The organism is Mycobacterium sp. RTGN5, assembly GCF_033804465.1.
Classification (GTDB): Bacteria; Actinomycetota; Actinomycetes; order Mycobacteriales; family Mycobacteriaceae; genus Mycobacterium.
The window spans coordinates 2,029,995-2,048,759 of sequence record NZ_JAPZLA010000001.1 but is presented as its reverse complement, the minus strand read 5'-3'; the positions used below and the strand labels follow the sequence as shown (position 1 = coordinate 2,048,759).

Here is an 18,765-nt window from a genome sequence, read left to right as displayed (position 1 = left end):
GACACGTCGCAATGACGTGCGGGGGCCGCTGGAAGCTACAGCCGTTGAGCTGCGAATTAACCCTTGCGGGCCTTGACCGCGTCGGTGAGCTGCGGTGCGACGTTGAACAGGTCGCCGACGATGCCGTAATCGGCGATCTCGAAGATCGGCGCTTCCTCGTCTTTGTTCACCGCGATGATCGTCTTCGACGTCTGCATGCCGGCGCGGTGCTGGATCGCCCCGGAGATGCCCAGCGCGATGTACAGCTGCGGCGAGACCGTCTTGCCGGTCTGGCCGACCTGGAACTGGCCCGGGTAGTAACCGGAGTCGACGGCGGCACGTGATGCACCGACGGCGGCACCCAGCGAGTCCGCCAGGTCCTCGACGACCGAGAACTTCTCGGCGCTACCGACACCACGGCCACCGGAGACCACGACGGTGGCCTCGGTGAGCTCCGGGCGGTCGCCGGCCACGGCGGGCTCACGCTTGGTGATCTTGGTGGCGTTCTCGGCCTGTGCGGGCACCTCGACGCTGACCTGCTCGCCGGCACCGGCTTCAGGCGCGGCGTCAATGGCGCCGGGTCGCACGGTGATCACCGGGGTGTCACCGTTGGCCTTGGCCTCGACGGTGAAGGCGCCACCGAAGATCGAGTGGACGCCAGTGCCGCCCTCCTTGATCTCGATGACGTCGGACAGCACGCCCGCACCGGTGCGGGCGGCCAGCCGGCCGCCGATCTCCTTGCCGTCGGCGTTGGCAGCCAGCAGCACGGCGGCCGGAGTGGCCGACTCCACCAGCGACGCCAGCACGTCGACGAACGGGGTGATCAGGTAGCCCGCGGCGTCGTCCGACTCGGCGACGTAGATCTTGGCCGCACCGGCAGCCTTGAGATCGTCGACCAGCGGCGCGGCGGTGCCGGCGGCACCGATCACGACCGCGGCGGGCTCGCCCAGCGCGCGGGCGGCGGTGATGAGCTCGGCGGTGACTTTCTTCACCGCACCTTCGGCGTGCTCAACGAGCACAAGTACTTCAGCCATAGCTGTTCAGCCTCTTAATCTTTCAGGTCCGGGGGAAGGAATTAGATGATTTTTTGGGCGACCAGGTACTCGGCGATCTTCTTGCCGCCTTCGCCTTCGTCGGTGATCTTCTCGCCCGCGGTCTTCGGCGGCTTCGGCGTGGACGCCGTCACCGTCGTACCGGCGTTGGCCAGCCCGACCTCGTCGCCCTCGACGCCGATCTCGGCCAGCGTCAGGGTGGTCACTTCCTTCTTCTTTGCGGCCATGATGCCCTTGAAGGACGGGAAGCGCGGCTCGTTGATCTTCTCGGTGACGCTGATGACCGCGGGCAGTGAAGCCTCGACGGTGAACACGCCGTCGTCGGTCTCCCGCTCGCCGGTGATCTTGCCGCCCTCGACGGTCACCTTGCGCAGGTGCGTCAACTGGGGCAGGCCGAGGTACTCGGCGATGATGGCCGGGACCGCACCGCCGGTGCCGTCGGTGGCCTCGTTACCGGCGATGACCAGCTCGGTGCCCTCGATGGCGCCCAGCGCGCGGGCCAGGGCCCAGCCGGTCTGCACCATGTCGGAACCGTGGATGCCGGCGTCGAGCAGGTGCACGGCCTTGTCGGCACCCATCGACAGCGCCTTGCGGATCGCCTCGGTGGCGCGCTCCGGGCCGGCGGTCAGCACGGTGACAGTGCCCTCGCCACCCTCTTTTTCCTTGATCAGCAGTGCTTCTTCGACGGCGCGCTCGTTGATCTCGTCCAGCACGGCATCGGCGGCGTCGCGATCGAGCGTGTAGTCACCGTCGGACAGCTTGCGCTCGGACCACGTGTCTGGGACCTGTTTGATCAGGACCACGATGTTCGTCATGAGTCTTCTACGTCCTCCTGGCAGGCGTCCTGCGACCAGGGAAGGTCGCAAGACTTTTGGTCATTCCGCAACTCACATCATGTTACTGACGAGTAACTTAGAGTGGTTCGCAGAAACACCATAGCTGGTCGAAGTTCGTGTTCTAGCAGCCCATCGGTACCGAGCAGTTCGCGAACTGCCAACTTCGGGTTAGCCTGCCTTGCAATGAGCGCATTCGTGACTGACGCAGGTGACAGCGGTTTGCCGCTGACCGGCGAGCGGACCATCCCCGGGCTGGCGGAAGAGAACTACTGGTTCCGCCGCCATGAGGTGGTCTATCGCCGCCTGCTGGACCTTTGCGCAGGTCGTGAGGTACTCGAGGCGGGCTGTGGCGAGGGCTACGGGGCCGACTTGATCGCCTCGGTGGCCGACCGAGTCGTGGCCGTCGACTACGACGAAGCGACGGTCGCGCACGTGCAGGCGCGCTACCCCCGAGTGACCATGCTCGCGGGCAACCTGGCCGCGCTTCCCCTGCCCGGTGCTTCGGTTGACGTTGTGGTGAACTTCCAGGTCATCGAGCATTTGTGGGATCAGCCACAGTTTGTCGCCGAATGCGCGCGCGTGCTGCGACCTGGCGGTTTGTTGTTGATGTCGACGCCGAATCGGATCACCTTCTCCCCTGGCCTGGACACCCCGATCAACCCGTTCCACACCCGCGAGCTCAACGCCGGCGAGCTGGCCGAGCTGCTGACCGACGGCGGCTTCCAGATGCGCTCGATGAGCGGGGTGTTTCACGGCGCGGGCCTGGTCGCGATGGACCAGCGCCACGGGGGCTCGATCATCGACGCCCAGATCGTCCGGGCGCTGGCCGACGCCGCGTGGCCCGATGACCTGCTGGCCGACGTGGCCGCCGTGCGCTGCGAGGACTTCGACCTGCTCGACTCCGCCGCACGCAATATCGACGACAGCCTGGATCTGGTGGCGATCGCGGTGCGCGCATGAGCGTGCGCCCAATCCCCGGCCAGTTCACCCTGGTCCTGCACACCCACCTCCCGTGGCTGGCCCATCACGGCCGCTGGCCAGTCGGCGAGGAATGGCTCTACCAATCGTGGTCGGCGTCCTACCTCCCGTTGATCGGGGTGCTGCGCACGCTGGCCGCCGAAGGCCGCCGCGGAGTGCTCACCCTCGGCATGACGCCGGTGGTCACTGCTCAGCTCGACGATCCCTACTGTCTGGACGGCATGCAGCGCTGGCTGGCCAACTGGCAGCTGCGGGCGCTGGAGGCCGCCACCCTGCGCACCCCGACCGGTGCCGAACCCGGTACCGCCACCACCCCGGAAGCGTTGCGCGAGTTCGGTATTCGGGAGTACGACGAAGCCGGGCGGGCGCTGGAGGAGTTCGGCACACTCTGGCGGCACGGCGCCAGCCCGCTGCTGCGCGAGCTGATCGATGCCGGCACCGTGGAACTGCTCGGCGGCCCGCTGGCGCACCCGTTCCAGCCGCTGCTCAATCCCCGGCTGCGCGAGTTCGCGTTGCGCGAGGGACTCGCCGACGCCGGCCAGCGCTTCGCTCACACGCCGAAGGGCATCTGGGCACCCGAATGTGCTTACGCCCCAGGCATGGAGCACGACTACGCCGCCGCCGGGGTCGGGCACTTCATGGTCGACGGCCCCTCGCTGCACGGCGACACCAGCCTGGGCCGGCCGGTCGGGTCGACGGACGTGGTGGCGTTCGGCCGCGACCTTCAGGTCAGTTACCGGGTGTGGTCGCCGAAGTCGGGCTACCCCGGGCACGCCGCCTACCGCGACTTCCACACCTACGACCACATCACCGGTCTCAAGCCGGCGCGCGTCACCGGCCGCAACGTGGACTCCGACGCCAAGGCGCCCTACGACCCGGAGCGCGCCGACAAGGCGATCGACGCCCACGTCGCCGACTTCGTCGGGGTGGTGCGTCAGCGGCTGATCTCCGAATCCGAGCGCATCGGCCGGCCCGCACATGTGGTGGCCGCCTTCGACACCGAGTTGTTCGGGCACTGGTGGTACGAGGGACCGGTCTGGCTGGAACGGTTGCTGCGCGCGCTGCCGGAGGCCGGTGTGCAAGTCGGCACCCTGAGCGATGCACTGTCGGCCGGGTACGTCGGCGCGCCCGTCGAATTGCCGCCCAGCTCATGGGGATCCGGCAAGGACTGGCAGGTGTGGTCCGGGGAGCAGGTCGCCGATCTGGTCCAGCTCAACGCCGAGGTCGTCGACACCGCCCTGGCCACCGTGGACAAGGCGCTGGCGCACAGCGCGCCCAGCCGGGATTTCGTCGCCGACCAGATCTTGCGCGAGACGCTGTTGACCGTGTCCAGTGACTGGCCGTTCATGGTCAGCAAGGATTCCGCGGCCGATTACGCCCGCTACCGCGCCCATCTGCATGCCCATGCCGCCCGGGAGATCTCCGACGCGCTGGCATCGGGGCGTCGCGACGCCGCCGAGCGGCTGGCCGCCGGCTGGAACCGCGCCGACGGCTTGTTCGGTGCGCTGGATGCCAGGCGGCTGCCATGAAAATCCTGATGGTGTCGTGGGAGTACCCGCCGGTGATCATCGGCGGCCTTGGCAGGCACGTCTACCAACTGGCGACCGCGCTGGCCGCCGACGGACACGACGTGGTGGTGCTGTCGCGGCGGCCATCCGGCACCGATCCCAGTACGCACCCGACCACCGACGAAGTCCATGAGGGCGTGCGGGTGATCGCGGCCGCGCAGGACCCGCACGAGTTCGACTTCGGCCGTGACCTGATGGCCTGGACGCTGGCCATGGGTCATGCCATGACCCGCGCCGGACTGACCCTGCACGCGAAGGTCTGGCAGCCAGACGTCGTCCACGCCCACGACTGGCTGGTCGCCCACCCGTCGATCGCCCTGGCCGAATTCTTCGATGTACCAATGGTTTCCACCGTGCATGCCACCGAAGCCGGCCGCCATTCCGGTTGGGTGTCCGGGCAGATCAGTCGCCAGGTGCACGGCGTGGAGTCATGGTTCGTCCGCGAGTCCGATTCGCTGATCGCCTGCTCGGCGTCGATGTCGGACGAGATCTCCGATCTGTTCGGTCCCGACCTGGCCGAGATCGCCGTCATCCGCAACGGAATCGATTCGAGCCGTTGGCCGTTCGCGCAGCGCCGGGAGCGCACCGGGCCGCCGGAGCTGTTGTTCATCGGCCGGCTGGAATACGAGAAGGGTGTGCACGAGGCGATCGCCGCGCTCCCCCGCATCCGGCGCACCCACCCCGGGACCACGCTGACGATCGCAGGCGACGGCACCCAGCAGGACTGGCTCGTCGAGGTGGCGCGAAAGCACAAGGTGCTCAAGGCGGTTCACTTCGCCGGCCGGGTCGATCATGACGAGCTGCTGCACCTGCTGCATCGCACCGATGCTGCGGTGCTGCCCAGCCATTACGAGCCGTTCGGTATCGCCGCGCTCGAAGCGGCCGCGGCGGGCGCACCCTTGGTGACCTCCAACGTGGGCGGGCTCGGCGAGGCGGTCATCGACGGCGAGACCGGTGTCTCCTTCCCGCCGCGCGACGTGGCGGCACTGGCCGCCGCGGTGCGCCGCGTTCTCGACGATCCCGTTGCCGCACAACAGCGGGCGGACGCCGCACGAGCCCGACTGACCGCCGACTTCGACTGGCACACCGTGGCCGTCGAGACAGCTCAGGTCTATCTGGCCGCCAAGCGTCACGAACGTGATCCGCTGCCGCGCCGGCCGATCGTCGAGCACGCACTGCCAGGCCGCTCATAGTTCGACGGGCATCGAATCATTCCGCACCTAGTGTTCGGAACAATGACTACTCGCGTCATTATGGCAGTAGGGCGATTTGACTGAGCCACACGAAGCCTTCGCGCGCGGCCAGGAAGATTTCGTATTGTTGGTCGGTACGGCGGCAGTGGGTGATCCAGCCGTTGGTGTGTTCGACTGCCCAGCGTTGGGTTGGAAGATGAAGCCGTTGCGGCGTTTCGGCCCTGAAACGACCTCAATGCTGACACCGGTGCCAGCTGTGGCGGTGGTGAGGATTCGCGCCCAGGCGCCATTGCGGCACCAATGCAGGAGGTGTTTTGTGCGCAGCGGACCAGGACACGGTGGAGTTGTGCGGCAGGTGCCTCCCAGGGGCACCCGGTAGACAAAGTGCCGACGCGTTCGCGCGGGCCGGGTGTTGTCGGTGTCGTATGGGACGCTGTCGTTTGATGAGCCGGCACACCACATTCCGCTTCTGCCTCGATCCGACCGTCGAGCAGTGCGAAGTACTGACCCGGCACGCCGGAGCGTCCCGGTTCGCGTTCAATCAGTGCCTGCGGATCGTGAAAACCGCCCTCACCGGACGTACGAACCTCACGAATGGTGACGTGCCGTGGACCGGGTTCGACCTGATCAACGCGTTCAACGCGTGGAAAAAGACCGAGGCCGCCGGCCGGATCTTCGCCGTCGACGCAGACGGCCACGCCGAGACGACGGTGACAGGCCTGGCGTGGCGCGGCGAGGTGTGCCAGCAGGTGTTCGAAGAAGCCGCCGTGGACCTCGGCAAAGGCTTGAAGGCGTGGTCGGATTCACGGTCGGGCAAGCGCAAAGGGAAACGGGTCGGGTTCCCGCGGTTCAAGAAGAAGATCGAGCAGATCCCCTCGTTTCGGCTGCGCAACAAGCACCACAAGGGAAAACCCGCCGCGATCCGGATCGGGGATAACAACAGGCCCCGATCGGTCACACTGCCCGGCATCGGCCAGGTCGCGGTGCATGACGACACTCGCCGGTTACGGCGCATGCTCTCCAAAGACCGCGCGAGAATCCTGTTCGCCACCATCAGCCACCGCGGGGGTCGGTGGTGGTGCTCCGTGAATATCGAGGCCGCTGACCTGCACCCGGCCCACCAGCACCCCTCCCGCGTGGACGACGGTGCCGGCTGGGTGGGTGTGGACCGTGGCCTGTCGGCGTTCGTGGTCGCGGCCAGCACAGACGGCACCACGCTCCTCCGAGTCGTTGACGCCCCCAAGGCGCTGTCCACTGGAATGAAACAGCAACGGCTGCTGTCGAAGTCGTTGTCACGCAAAAGGAAAGGATCACGCAACCGCAAGGACGCCGTCGCCCGACTGGGCCGGCATCATCACCGCGTCGCCAATGTGCGCCGCCATTTCCTGCACCAGGTTTCCGGCGAACTGGTCAAGACCCACGACCGGCTCGTCATCGAGAACCTCAACGTGGCAGGCATGCTAGCCAATCACCGTTTGGCCCGAGCGATCTCAGATGCCAGCTGGTCGGAATTCGCCCGGATGCTGCGCTACAAGCAAGCGTGGCGCGGCGGACAGGTCATCGAAGCCGACCGCTGGTTTCCCTCGACCCGCCTATGCCCGGCATGCGGGGCCGTCAACCATGCGATGACGCTGGCCGATCGCATCTTCAGCTGTGTTTGCGGACATATTGGCGACAGAGACACCAACGCCGCGGTCAATCTGGCCCGTTGGGCCGAACACCATCCTGACTCCCACCGATCCCCGGACCCCCAAGCAGGAGGCCGGGCCACCAATGTCCGCCGACGGGACGGCGCTGACCAACACCCTCGTGTTGGTGAAACCAGCCCGGATGACGCGGAAACCGACGTTCACACCGCACCCGCGGCCTGAACCGACGAACGCCCGAGAAGGGCAGTGCCGATCATCTCACCAACGATGTTCGACTCGCTTTACTGCGTGGACTGGACCCGCGCCACCACCTCGCCGGCGGCCTCGGCCGTGGGCTGCTGGACCGGTTCATCTCTGCGGACTGGCTGGCCCGCAGTCCGCGCAATCGCGCGGTGACGGTGACTGCCGCCGGCCGGGCGGTGCTGGCCGAGTCGTTCGCTATCGACTGGTAGCGCCGGCTGCTAAGCCTCGAGACGAGAGGCTTTTTTGCGCTCGATGTCCGCCAGCGCCGCGGCCAGCTCGGCGCGCTGCGCGGCGGAGGTGTCCCAGGCCAGTTTGCGGTTCTTGACCACTTTGGCCGGCGAGCCGACGGCGATGGAGTAATCCGGGATGTCGCCCTTGACCACGGCGTGCGCCCCGAGGACGCAACCGCGCCCAATCGTGGTGCCCCGCAGCACGGTCACCTTGGCCGCGATCCACGTATCCGGGCCGATGCGCACCGGGCCCTTGACGATGCCCTGGTCCTTGATCGGCAGCTCGATGTTGTCCATCTTGTGGTCGAAGTCGCAGACGTAGCACCAGTCGGCCATCAGCGCCGAGTCACCCAGCTCGATGTCGAGGTAGCAGTTGATGACGTTGTCGCGGCCCAGCACCACCTTGTCGCCGAACCGCAGCGAGCCTTCATGGGCGCGGATGGTGTTCTTGTCGCCGATATGTACCCAGCGGCCGATCTCCAGCTGCGCCAGTTCCGGGGTGGCGTGGATCTCGACGTTCTTGCCGAGGAACACCATGCCGCGGGTGATGACGTGCGGGTTGGCCAGCTTGAACTTCAGCAGTCGCCAGTAGCGCACCAGGTACCAGGGCGTATACGCCTTATTGGCGATGACCCAGCGCAGCGAGTCCTTGGTCAGGAACTTGGCCTGGCGCGGATCACGCAGGCGGGAGCCCACCCACCGCTTGTGGATCGGCGAACCCCACATCGACGTCATGGGCTGAGAGCCTAACGCCAGCAGCGCCACGAGTTACCCTCGCCTGTACTGTCTGGTTGCGCGATGGGAAGGACACGGGTGCTGCGGCGATTGCTGGCGTCGGCGTCGGCCGCGCTGGTCGTGACCGGCTTGGCCGGATGCGGCAACACCGACTCCTGGGTCGACTCCACCGCGGCCCACGGCTGGTCCGCCCAATACGGCGATGCCGCCAATAGCAGCTACACCGCCACCGGCGGCGCCTCGGCGCTGCGGCTGAAGTGGAGCCGGTCGGTCAAGGGTGAACTCGGCGCCGGAGCCGCATTGGGCGACATCGGCTACCTCGCGGTGAACGGTCAGACCGCAGGCGGATGCTCGCTGATGGTGTGGGAGAACGACAACAACGGTCGGCAACGCTGGTGCATCCGCCAGGTACTCGGCGGCGGATTCGCCAGCCCGCTGTTCGACCAGTTCGACAACCTGTTCATCGGCCAGCCCGGCGCAATGCAGGCCTACCCGCCAACGCAGTGGATCCGCTGGCGCCAAAACGTCATCGGAATGCCCACCACCGCAAGGTTTCTCGGCGGCGGGCAACTCTTGGTGGTCACCCATCTGGGGCAGGTGCTGGTCTTCGACTCGCACCGCGGCGACGTGACCGGCACCCCGCTCGATCTCGTCGACGGGCTCGACCCGACCGATTCCACCCGCGGGCTGGCCGACTGCGCCAACGCGCTGCCGCAGTGCCCGGTGTCGGCGCCGCCGGCGTACGCCGCGGCCACCCACACGATCGTGGTGAGCCTGTGGCAGCCGGGCGCCAAGGCATCGACGCTCGTCGGCCTGCAGTACCACCCCGGCCAGACCCCACAGCTCACTCGGGAGTGGACCACCGAGGCCATTGCCGCCGGGGTGTTGGCGGCGCCGGTGTCCTCTGCCGACGGCGCCACCGTCTACGTCACCGGACGCGACCAAAAGCTGTGGGCGCTGAACACCTCCGATGGCAAGGTGAAATGGTCTGCGCCGCTTGACTTTTTGCCCCAGACCCCGCCGTCGGTGTCACCGGATGGACTGATCGTCGTCGGCGGCGGGCCGAACACCCACCTTGTCGCCCTCAAGGACGCCGGCAACCACGCCGACCTGGCCTGGCGCCGCGACGACGTCACACCACTGAGCTCGTCGAGCCAGGCCGGTCCGGTGGCGTACGCGGTGGTCGCCAACCCGCCGTCGGGCCTGGCGCTGCTGGCGTTCGATCCGGCTAACGGGCGCACTCTCAACAGCTATCCGCTCCCGGAGGCCGACGGCTTCCCGGTGGGGGTGTCGGTGGGTCTGGATCGCCGGGTGGTGGTGGCGACCAGCGCGGGCCAGCTGTACGGCTTCGACCCTCAGTAGCTCACAGTTGCAGCGGCGGCAGCGCAGCGCGCGGCACCGAGGACGATGTAGCGCCCGCATCCGATGGGAGCAGTTCCCCTTGGCTGAAGAAGAAGATCACCGCGTCGTCGGTGACGGCGAAGTTCTGATAGTGCGACGGATCGAGCCCGTCGCTGGTGGCGATGACGCCGGTCAGACCGGTCTGGCGCTCGAGATCGCGTTGCACGATAGGGAATATCGCGTTGACGGCCTTCGCCTCCGGCGCGAAGAGGGTGTCGAAGGTGACCGGTTTGCGTTGCGCCACATCGTAGGTGAACGTCTTGTACCAGGTCGTCGGGTGCGCGCCACCGATGTCCTGGAACAGTTTGAGCACCACACTCTGGGTGGCGCCTGGCGGCGGCCCTGAGGTGAATGACTGTGTGGTGACGTCCATTTCGTACGGCATGGCGCGCGAGGCCGGCATCTGCGCGACGTTGGTGAACCCATCGCGGTTCTGTGTCACGTAGTCGATGACGGCCTGCTCGTCGGCGTAGTTGGTGGGGAAACGCAAGTCCATCGTGTAGCTGGCTGCGCTGCTGTGCACGTGGCAGATGTTGTCAGCCTCGACGGCGCCACCCAGCGTCACGCAGTCGGTCTGCGCGCCGGCAACCGCGATGGTGTGCTCGCCCAGCAGCACGCTCGCTGCCAGCACTGCGGTCAGGGTGAGAATGCGCATTCGTCGATCGTCCTCGCGCTGTGAAGACGGCACCGGCGCCGTCGCCGCCAGCGTACCCGCGGCTAACGCACTGCGGCGGCGGGTCTGCAGAGGAACACACAAGTGCGTTCGCCTGCGCCCGAGCCGATCCGGGTGATCACCAGCGAGATCGATGTATGCCCCGCGGGGCGCAGCCGCCGCCGCAGCGCGTCGGGGTCGACGTCGACTCCGCGCACCAGGATCTCCAGCTGCCCGCAGTCGTGCCGCGAGAGCGCTTGCCGCAACACCTTTTCCCGCAGCGGGAGCTCCTCGAGCACTTCGAACCCGCGGACCCCGGCCGGCACGTGATCGCCACTGAGGTAGGCGATATCGGGGTCGAGCTGCCACAGCCCGTGCCGCGCGGCGTAATGCCGGACCAGCCCCGCGCGCACGATCGCGCCGTCGGGGTCCACGATCCACCGTCCGGCAGGGCCGGCCGCGCAGTCGTCGGGGTCGGCGTCGGTGACGACCTCGTCGCGGTCCAGGACGCAGGCGCGGCGGCGCACCCCCGGTGCGGCCAGCTCCGCCGACCACAGGCAGGCCTCCCGCACCGAGCCGCCGGCCGAGGTCACCTCGATCTCGCCATCGAAGCCCAATTCGCGAACGGCATCGAAATCGATTCCCGGCGCGCATTTCACCACGGTGGCCCGCCCGCGATAGGCCTCGAGTAACCCGTCAAGGGGTGGGACGTAGTCGCGCGGGTCGAAGCGGCGCCGCCCGCCCGATCGGCGGGCCGGGTCGAGCAGCACCACCGCGTCGCGGCTGACCGGGTGCAGCGCGTCGGCGCGGCACAGCGCCACGTCGGGCACGTTGTGGCTGGCCATGGCGAGCCGGACCTCGTCGATATCGCTGCCGATGACCACGGCCGCGGTCGAGCGCAGGGCGGCCAGCTCGGTGCCGATCGAGCAGGTCGCGTCGTGCACCACCGCGCCGGCCAGCCGGGCGGCCCGGTGCCGGGCCACCGGCGCCGCGGTGGCCTGCTGCAGGGCGTCATCGGTGAACAGCCACGCGGACACGTCACCCAGCTCACCGAGTTTGGTGGCGGCCTTGCGCCGCAGCAGGGTGGTTTCGATCAGGGCCGTGCTGCGCCCGGCGAACCGGTCGCGGATGGCGGCGACGTCGGCCAGGAGGCTGGCGTCGGTCAGCGGATAGTGGGCCACCTCAGCGAGCGCCGCGGTACCGGCATCGCTGGTGAGGTAGGAGACGTCGTCGCGCCCGAAGGTCAGGACGGTTTGACCCCGGTGATCATCACGTTGTAGTACCAGCCCTTGGGCACCACCCGGCGCCAGACGTTGTCGTCGACCCAGCTCAGGCCGATCCAGCTGTTGAACGCGAACTTCGCCCAGCCCCAGCCCAGCTTGCCCGGCGGAACCGCGGCCTCGAAGGTGCGCAGCGGCCAGCCCAGCATCGCGGCGGTGAACTCCGTCGTCGCTGTCGACACGTCGACGGCTCCGGCGCTGCGGGCCATCCGCTCGAGGTCGTCGGGATCGAAGGTGTGCAGGTCGACGACCGCTTCCAGTGCCGCCGCACGAGACGATTCGTCGAGTTCGGCCTGGGGTCGTCGCCAGCCATCCAGGCCGGGCAGCTTGGTGGCGTTGGTGGCGACCCGCCAGGTCAGCGTCGACAGCGACCGTGCGTAGGTGTTGCCCACGCTGGTGGGTTCGCCGGCGAACACGAACCGGCCACCGGGCTTGAGCACCCGGACCACCTCGCGCAGCGACTTCTCGACATCCGGAATGTGGTGCAGGACGGCGTGACCGACAACCAGGTCGAAGGTGTCGTCCTCGTAGGGGACGCCTTCGGCGTCGGCGACCCGGCCGTCGATGTCCAGACCCAGGTTCTCACCGTTGCGGGTGGCGACCTTGACCATGCCGGGCGACAGGTCGGTCACCGAGCCGCGCCGGGCCACCCCGGCCTGGATGAGGTTGAGCAGGAAGAAGCCGCTACCGCAGCCCAGCTCCAGCGCCCGGTCGTAGGGCAGCTCACGCAGTTCCTCGGGCGGCACGGTGGCGTCGAACAGGTTGCGGGCGTAGTCGACGCAGCGTTTGTCGTACGAGATCGACCACTTGTCGTCGTAGCTCTCGGCTTCCCAGTCGTGATACAGAATCTGGGCCAGCTTGCTGTCCTTCAACGCCGCTTCCACCTGCTCCGCGGTGGCGTGTGGTTGTGGCGCCGGATCGATCGAATTCATGCAGGGCAGCCTAACTGCTATCGCCCGCGGCGAAGACCTCGCCGTAGCGTTGCGCCTGCTCACCGGCATCGAGCCCGCCGTCGATCAGCGCCTTGGCACCGGCCAGCGCACTCGGTGCCGCGTCCACCAGACGGCCCGCCCACGCCGCGGCCGCGTCGAAGACGTGGTCGGGGGCCACCATCTCGTCGATCAGGCCGTGCACCAACGCCTCCTTGGCGTCGACGAACCGGCCGCTGAACGCCAGGTCCTTGGCGCGCGCCGACCCGACCGCGCGGGCCAGTCGCTGCGCCCCGCCACCGCCGGGAACCAGGCCCGCCAGGATCTCGGTGGCGCCCAGCTTCACGTTGTCGCCGCTGACCCGCCAGTCGGCGGCCAGCGCCAGGCTCAGCCCTGTGCCGAGGGCGTAGCCGGTGATGGCGGCGACCGTCGGCTTGGGAATCGACGCGACCGCGTCGATCGCCTCGCGGCGCAGCAGGTCGGCGGCCTCGGCTTCGGCGCGGTTCAGGGTGCGCAGTTCGGGGACGTCGTCGCCGACGGAGAAGATCTCGTGGCCGCCGAACAGGACGACCGTGGTGATGTCGGCGCGCTCGGCCAGCTCGGCCGCCGCTGAGATCAGCTCCCGGTAGGTCTGCCGGGTCAGGGCGTTGGTCGGCGGCCGTGACACCAGCAGCACCCCGACGCCGGGGTACTGCTCGCCGACGTGGATGCTGACGAACTCCCGCATGTCAGTCCCCGCCGTAACCCTGCGGCGCCCGGCGATTACGGGCCTCGTTGTAGCGGTCGCTGTTGAAGAACTCGATCTCCCAATTGCCTTCTCGGACAGCAAGATTGGGCTGCACGGCCACGATCTGACGGTCCAGGTCCAGCACCTCGCCGACCGTCCGCCCGGCCAGCGAGTCCAGCTGCGTCCAGGTCGGCGGCAACAGGAAACTCCGCGCCTCGGCGAAGTCTTCGAGCGCCTCTTCGGGGCTGGTCCACGCGGCCTGCTCGGATTCGCTGTTGTGGCCGTCGGCGCGCTGGCCGTCCGGGAGTGCACCGACGAAGAAGTAGGTGTCGTAGCGGCGGGTGCGCTCCTCTTCGGGGGTCACCCAGTTGGCCCACGGCCGCAACAGATCGGCCCGCAGCACCAGGTTTTCCCGCTGCAGGAATTCGGAGAACGACAGGCTGCGGTCGACCAGGGACGCGCGCACGTCGCCGTAGACCGACGCGTCGGCGACGATCCCGTCGGGGTCGTCGGCCGGTCCGGCGAACAGCACGCCGGACTCCTCGAACGTCTCGCGGGCGGCCGCGCACACCAGCGCTTCGGCGAGGTCCTCCTCGATGCCGAACCGCTCGGCCCACCAGTCCGGTCCGGGGCCATACCAGGCGATATCGGAGTTGCGGTCACGGTCGTCGACCCCGCCGCCGGGAAACACCATCACGCCGCCGGCGAACTCCATCGCGCGGTGGCGGCGCATCAAAAACACCGAGATCCCAGCGGGGGTGTCCCGGATCAACATGACCGTGGCCGCCGGACGGATCGGCAGCGGTTCGGGTTTGTCGTCGCTCACAAGCGCCTCCTGTGGGCCGCGCGACTGCGCACGCGCCTGGCGAAGTAGCGGCCGTCGATAGTGTCCAGCGCGATCGATTGCCCGAACGCCGTGGACAGGTTCTCCGCTGTCAGGGTGTCATGCAGCAGCCCGGCGGCCACCACCTGGCCTTCGGACAGGATCAGAGCGTGACTGAAGCCGGGCGGGATCTCCTCGACGTGGTGGGTGACCAGCACCATCGCCGGCGCATCGGCGTCAGCGGCCAGATCGCCCAGGCGGGCCACGAGCTCCTCACGGCCGCCGAGGTCGAGGCCGGCCGCGGGTTCGTCGAGCAGCAGCAGTTCGGGATCGGTCATCAGTGAGCGGGCGATGAGCACCCGCTTGCGTTCGCCTTCCGAGAGGGTGCCGTACGTGCGTTCGGCCAGGTGTTCAGCGCCGACGCTTTCCAGGGTGTCGAGGGCGCGGGCGTAGTCGACGTCCTCGTAGGTCTCCCGCCAGCGGCCCAGCACGGCGTAGCCGGCCGAGACCACGAGATCGCGGACCACCTCGCCGTCGGGCACCCGCTGCGAGAGAGCCGAGCTGCTCAGCCCGACCCGCGCCCGCAATTCGGCCATGTCGGTACGGCCCAGCCGCTCGCCGAGCACGTGGGCGGTGCCGGATGACGGGTGCTCCATGGCGGCCGCGATGCGCAGCAGCGAGGTCTTGCCTGCACCGTTGGGACCGATCAGCACCCAGCGTTCGTCGAGTTCGACCTGCCAGGTGATGGGTCCGACCAGGACCTGTCCCCCACGGCGCAGCGAGACTTTCCGGAAGTCGATCAGCAGGTCGGGGTCGACCTCGTCTGCGGCGTCGGGCACTGCACCATCGTGCCGCATTCGTCGCGGTCCGTACTTCTGGGGTCGCTGCCGTTTCGGGCGTGTCCGAGGATGTGTGCCCAGCCGCTGACGGCCAGGATCGGCTTGGGGGTCAACCGCAGCACCAGCTGCACCATGGGTCCGATCCCGAACGCGTAGATAACGGTGCCGACGCCGAGGCTCCCGCCGAGCAACCAACCGGCGGTCAGCACGGTAGCCTCGATCGCGGTGCGCACCAGCCGTACCGAAAGACCGGTCCGCGCAACCAGTCCCGTCATCAGCCCGTCGCGGGGACCGGGGCCCAGGCCAGCCCCCACGTACAACACGGTGGCCACGGCGTTGAGGGCGACCGCCGCGAGCATCATGGCGATGCGGGCCGGCATCGATTCGGGGGCGGCCAGCACGGCCAGTCCGGCGTCGACGGTGATCGCGATGACGATGACGTTGGCGACCGTGCCGATGCCGGGCTTGTTCCGCAACGGGATCCAGGCCAGCAGCACGACGACCCCGACGACGGCCGAGGCCACTCCGAGGCTCATCGGTGTGTGCCGGGTCAGACCCTGGTGGAACACGTCCCACGGGTCAAGGCCGAGGCCGGCGCGCACCATCATCGCCATCGAGAAGCCGTAGCAGGCGAGTCCGACCAGCAGCGCGAACCCGCGCAGCGCCGGCCTCACCGGTGGTCGGAGAACCGGACGCGCAGGGCGTCCAGGTCACCGCGCAGCCGGCGCGCGTCGGCGTCGACGTCATCCCACCCGGACGTCGTCGGATTCCACGGGCCGTGATGGGCGTCGAGCAAGGCCGCCAACCGGTCGGCCACTCGAGAGAACCAGGTACTCATGACAACCATGTTCCCGAGCGACTGGCTTGCAGATCAATAGCCAGTTGGCACATACTGGCATGCAAATGGCGACAACTATGGCGGCTAGAACGCTCGATCCGGACCTTTTGGCTCGCGAATTGGGCAACTGGCGTACCTCCAGCCGCAGTGGACCCACTTACCAGGCGCTGGCCGACGGTCTGCGGATGCTGATCGTCGACGGCCGGCTTCCGGTCGGGTCGCGCCTGCCCAGCGAGCGCGCGCTGGCCGACACGCTGCGGGTCTCGCGCACCACGATCACCGCCGCCTATGCCGAATTGGGCGACAGCGGCTACCTGCATGCCCGCCGCGGCGCGCGCAGCACGATCGCGCTCCCCCGCACACCCGTGGTCGCACCCGACGACGCGCCGGCCGTCATCAATCTGGCCGCCGCGGCGCTGGCCGCACCGGCCAGCGCGGTCCAGGAGGCGTTCACCGAGGCGGCCCGGCAGTCCGCTTCCTATCTGCAGCACACCGGTCATGACATGCACGGGGTGCTGGCCTTTCGTAACGCGATCGCCGAACGCTATTGCGCCAGAGGGCTTCCCACCACCGCCGACCAAATCATGGTGACCAGCGGCGCGCAGCACGCGATCGCGTTGATCCTGACGACCTATGTGCAGCCCGGCGATCGAGTGCTTGTCGAGCAACCCACCTATCACGGCGTGCTCACTGCGATCGCGACCGCCGGGGCCCGGCCGGTGCCTGTCGCGATGACCGCCGACGGCTGGGAACTCGACGCTCTGCACGCCGCAGTGCGCCAACTCGCCCCGACCCTGGCCTACCTGGTGCCTGATAACCACAATCCAACAGGTTTCTCGATGCCGGCTGCCGACCGCAAGCGATTATCCGACATCATCACCGAGACCCGCACTCGCACAGTGATCGACGAGACCTTGACCGACATCTGGCTCGACGAGCCGGTGCCCCCTCCGGTGGCGGCGTCGATGAGCTCGCGCACCGACCTCGTGATCACGATCGGCTCGATGTCGAAATCGTTCTGGGGCGGAATGCGGATCGGCTGGATCCGGGCAGAGCCGAACGTGCTGGCGACCATCCGGGCCGTCCGGCCGTCCATCGACCTGGGCACGTCGGTGATCGAACAGCTCGCTGCGGCATGGCTTCTCACCGAACGGGCCGACGACGTGTTGCCCGAACGCCGGGAGATCCTGCGCGGCCGCCGTGCGTTGCTGCTCGACCTGATCGACGAGCATCTGCCCGACTGGCGCCCGCTGCCCGGCACGGGCGGGATGTCGATGTGGGTGCAACTGCCGGCACCGGTGAGTTCGGCGATGTGCGCATCAGCGTCCCGCCTGGGTGTCGAGTTGCCGCCCGGCCCGCGGTTCGGGGTCGACGGCACCCTGGAGCGATTCGTCCGAATTCCGTTCGCGCTGCCCGAAGATGAGCTGACTCACGCGATCGAGCTGCTCGGCCACGCGTGGCGCAGCATCACCGGATCGACCGCGCCCGAGGCCAGAGCCGTCGTGATCTAGCGATTTCGGCGCGCAAACGTTCGCTCAGCGGCGGTTTCCGCGCCGAAATCGCTGAACCTACTCCGGCGGGATCTCCACCCGGCGCAGCATGCCGTCGACGGAATCGGCCGCCTCGATCTCGGCGCGGGTGATGCCCAGGATGAACAACACGGTGTCCAGGTAGGGGTAGCTCAGCGAGGCATCGGCGACCTCGCGCAGGGCGGGCTTGGCGTTGAACGCCACGCCGAGGCCGGCGGCGGCCAGCATGTCGATGTCGTTGGCGCCGTCTCCGACCGCGACGGTCTGCTCCATCGGCACCCCGGCTTGGCGCGCAAAGTCACGCAGCGCCTTGGCTTTACCGGCCCGGTCGACGACCTCGCCGACAACCCGGCCGGTCAGCTTGCCGTCGACGATCTCCAGTTCGTTGGCGGCCACGAAATCCAGCATCAATTCATGCGCCAGTGGATCGATGACCTGCCGGAAACCACCGGACACGACGCCGCAGTGAAAACCCAAGCGGCGCAACGTGCGAATCGTGGTGCGCGCGCCGGGGGTGAGCTCGATCTGATCGGCCACCTCGTCGAGCACCTCCGCCGGCAGGCCGGCCAGCGTGGCGACCCGGCGATGCAGCGACTCGGCGAAGTCCAGCTCACCGCGCATGGCCGCCTCGGTGATCGCGGCGACAGCCTCGCCGGCACCGGCATGAGCGGCCAGCATCTCGATGACCTCGCCTTGGATCAGGGTCGAGTCGACGTCGAATACGATGAGCCGCTTGGCCCGACGTTCCAGGCTGTAGTTCTCGACGGCGATGTCCAGACCCTGCTCGGCGGCCACGCGGGCCAATACCGTCTGCAGCTCACCGCCGACACCGGCGGGCACCGACACGCGCAGCTCCAGCCCCGTCACCGGGTAGTCGGAGACACCGCGAATGAAGTCGATGTTGACTCCGAGTGCGGCGAACCCACGGGCGACCACCCCGAACGCCGCCGCCGTGATCGGCCGGCCGAGCACCACGATGGTGTGGGTGGACGGTTCGCGGATGATCGGCATGTCGTCGCTGCGCGCGATCGTGACATCGAGCCCCACCCGGTTGATGGCGTCGGTGACGTCCTCACGCAGTTGGCTGCCGTCAGCCACCTCATCGCGGCCGGAGACCAGCACCCCCAGGGTCAGGCGCCCCCGGATCACCACCTGCTCGACGTTGAGCAGATCGACATCGTGGCGGGCCAGCACTGCAAAGAGCGCTGAGGTGACCCCAGGCTGATCGACACCGGTGACGGTGATCAGCACCGACACCTTGGACATGCTCATACCGGGATAGCC

The 18,765-nt window shown here is 68.2% G+C and carries 18 protein-coding genes; 6 read left to right on the top strand and 12 right to left on the bottom strand.

All coding sequences use genetic code 11. The annotated features are described in order from the left end of the window. Positions 1–56 precede the first annotated feature (56 nt). Positions 57–1,013, bottom strand: a complete 957-nt coding sequence (locus SLQ31_RS10000; RefSeq protein WP_319431908.1) for an electron transfer flavoprotein subunit alpha/FixB family protein — start codon at positions 1,011–1,013, stop codon at positions 57–59. A gap of 41 nt (positions 1,014–1,054) precedes the next feature. Next, positions 1,055–1,846 carry an electron transfer flavoprotein subunit beta/FixA family protein gene (locus tag SLQ31_RS09995; RefSeq protein ID WP_319431906.1) on the bottom strand — a complete coding sequence of 264 codons (792 nt, stop codon included), beginning with the start codon at positions 1,844–1,846 and terminating at the stop codon, positions 1,055–1,057. 204 nt (positions 1,847–2,050) lie between these two features. On the opposite strand from SLQ31_RS09995, the gene SLQ31_RS09990 reads away from it, so the two are divergent. The 4 genes from SLQ31_RS09990 (at position 2,051) to SLQ31_RS09975 (ending at position 7,477) form a co-directional block, all read left to right on the top strand. Continuing rightward, positions 2,051–2,827: a class I SAM-dependent methyltransferase gene (locus SLQ31_RS09990; protein WP_319431904.1), complete on the top strand. Its 777-nt coding sequence runs from the start codon at positions 2,051–2,053 to the stop codon at positions 2,825–2,827. Next, a complete protein-coding gene (locus tag SLQ31_RS09985; protein ID WP_319431902.1) occupies positions 2,824–4,374 on the top strand; it encodes a glycoside hydrolase family 57 protein in 1,551 nt (516 codons plus the stop codon). The genes SLQ31_RS09990 and SLQ31_RS09985 overlap by 4 nt, the downstream gene beginning before the upstream one ends. Further along, entirely contained in the window at positions 4,371–5,606 is a 1,236-nt protein-coding gene (locus tag SLQ31_RS09980; RefSeq protein WP_319431900.1) for a glycosyltransferase family 4 protein, read from the top strand. Before SLQ31_RS09985 ends, SLQ31_RS09980 begins: the two co-directional genes overlap by 4 nt. Before the next feature lie 443 nt (positions 5,607–6,049). Continuing rightward, positions 6,050–7,477, top strand: coding sequence for an RNA-guided endonuclease TnpB family protein (locus SLQ31_RS09975; protein WP_319431899.1), 1,428 nt, complete (start codon positions 6,050–6,052; stop codon positions 7,475–7,477). Between the two features lie 239 nt (positions 7,478–7,716). Here the strand turns inward: SLQ31_RS09975 and SLQ31_RS09970 are convergent, their stop codons facing one another. After that, on the bottom strand, positions 7,717–8,463 hold the full coding sequence (locus SLQ31_RS09970; protein WP_319431897.1) for an acyltransferase: 747 nt from the start codon (positions 8,461–8,463) through the stop codon (positions 7,717–7,719). A 63-nt stretch (positions 8,464–8,526) separates the two neighbouring features. On the opposite strand from SLQ31_RS09970, the gene SLQ31_RS09965 reads away from it, so the two are divergent. Next, a complete protein-coding gene (locus SLQ31_RS09965; RefSeq protein WP_319431895.1) occupies positions 8,527–9,825 on the top strand; it encodes a PQQ-binding-like beta-propeller repeat protein in 1,299 nt (432 codons plus the stop codon). A 1-nt stretch (position 9,826) separates the two neighbouring features. On the opposite strand, the gene SLQ31_RS09960 is transcribed toward SLQ31_RS09965, so the two are convergent. The 8 genes from SLQ31_RS09960 to SLQ31_RS09925 form a co-directional block, all read right to left on the bottom strand. Next, the gene (locus SLQ31_RS09960) at positions 9,827–10,519 is read right to left on the bottom strand and encodes an esterase (protein WP_319431893.1); all 693 of its coding nucleotides are present in this window, start codon (positions 10,517–10,519) and stop codon (positions 9,827–9,829) included. Between the two features lie 62 nt (positions 10,520–10,581). Beyond that, positions 10,582–11,802: a THUMP-like domain-containing protein gene (locus tag SLQ31_RS09955; RefSeq protein WP_413641943.1), complete on the bottom strand. Its 1,221-nt coding sequence runs from the start codon at positions 11,800–11,802 to the stop codon at positions 10,582–10,584. Continuing rightward, a complete protein-coding gene (locus SLQ31_RS09950; RefSeq protein WP_413641665.1) occupies positions 11,760–12,728 on the bottom strand; it encodes a class I SAM-dependent methyltransferase in 969 nt (322 codons plus the stop codon). Before SLQ31_RS09950 ends, SLQ31_RS09955 begins: the two co-directional genes overlap by 43 nt. A 10-nt stretch (positions 12,729–12,738) precedes the next feature. Beyond that, the gene (locus tag SLQ31_RS09945; protein WP_319431891.1) at positions 12,739–13,452 is read right to left on the bottom strand and encodes an enoyl-CoA hydratase; all 714 of its coding nucleotides are present in this window, start codon (positions 13,450–13,452) and stop codon (positions 12,739–12,741) included. A 1-nt stretch (position 13,453) separates the two neighbouring features. Next, complete coding sequence (locus tag SLQ31_RS09940; RefSeq protein ID WP_413641941.1) at positions 13,454–14,227, bottom strand: NUDIX hydrolase; 774 nt, start codon at positions 14,225–14,227, stop codon at positions 13,454–13,456. A gap of 47 nt (positions 14,228–14,274) precedes the next feature. After that, positions 14,275–15,132, bottom strand: a complete 858-nt coding sequence (locus SLQ31_RS09935) for an ABC transporter ATP-binding protein (RefSeq protein WP_319431887.1) — start codon at positions 15,130–15,132, stop codon at positions 14,275–14,277. Continuing rightward, positions 15,075–15,788 carry a hypothetical protein gene (locus tag SLQ31_RS09930; RefSeq protein ID WP_319431885.1) on the bottom strand — a complete coding sequence of 238 codons (714 nt, stop codon included), beginning with the start codon at positions 15,786–15,788 and terminating at the stop codon, positions 15,075–15,077. Before SLQ31_RS09930 ends, SLQ31_RS09935 begins: the two co-directional genes overlap by 58 nt. Further along, positions 15,785–15,952, bottom strand: coding sequence for a hypothetical protein (locus SLQ31_RS09925; protein ID WP_319431883.1), 168 nt, complete (start codon positions 15,950–15,952; stop codon positions 15,785–15,787). Before SLQ31_RS09925 ends, SLQ31_RS09930 begins: the two co-directional genes overlap by 4 nt. Positions 15,953–16,017: 65 nt before the next feature. Here SLQ31_RS09925 and SLQ31_RS09920 point away from each other — a divergent pair, with 65 nt between their 5' ends. Next, positions 16,018–17,463, top strand: a complete 1,446-nt coding sequence (locus SLQ31_RS09920; RefSeq protein ID WP_319431881.1) for a PLP-dependent aminotransferase family protein — start codon at positions 16,018–16,020, stop codon at positions 17,461–17,463. Positions 17,464–17,520: 57 nt separating this feature from the next. Here SLQ31_RS09920 and serB read toward each other — a convergent pair whose 3' ends face one another. Continuing rightward, complete coding sequence (gene serB / locus SLQ31_RS09915) at positions 17,521–18,747, bottom strand: phosphoserine phosphatase SerB (protein WP_319433000.1); 1,227 nt, start codon at positions 18,745–18,747, stop codon at positions 17,521–17,523. Positions 18,748–18,765: the final 18 nt, after the last annotated feature.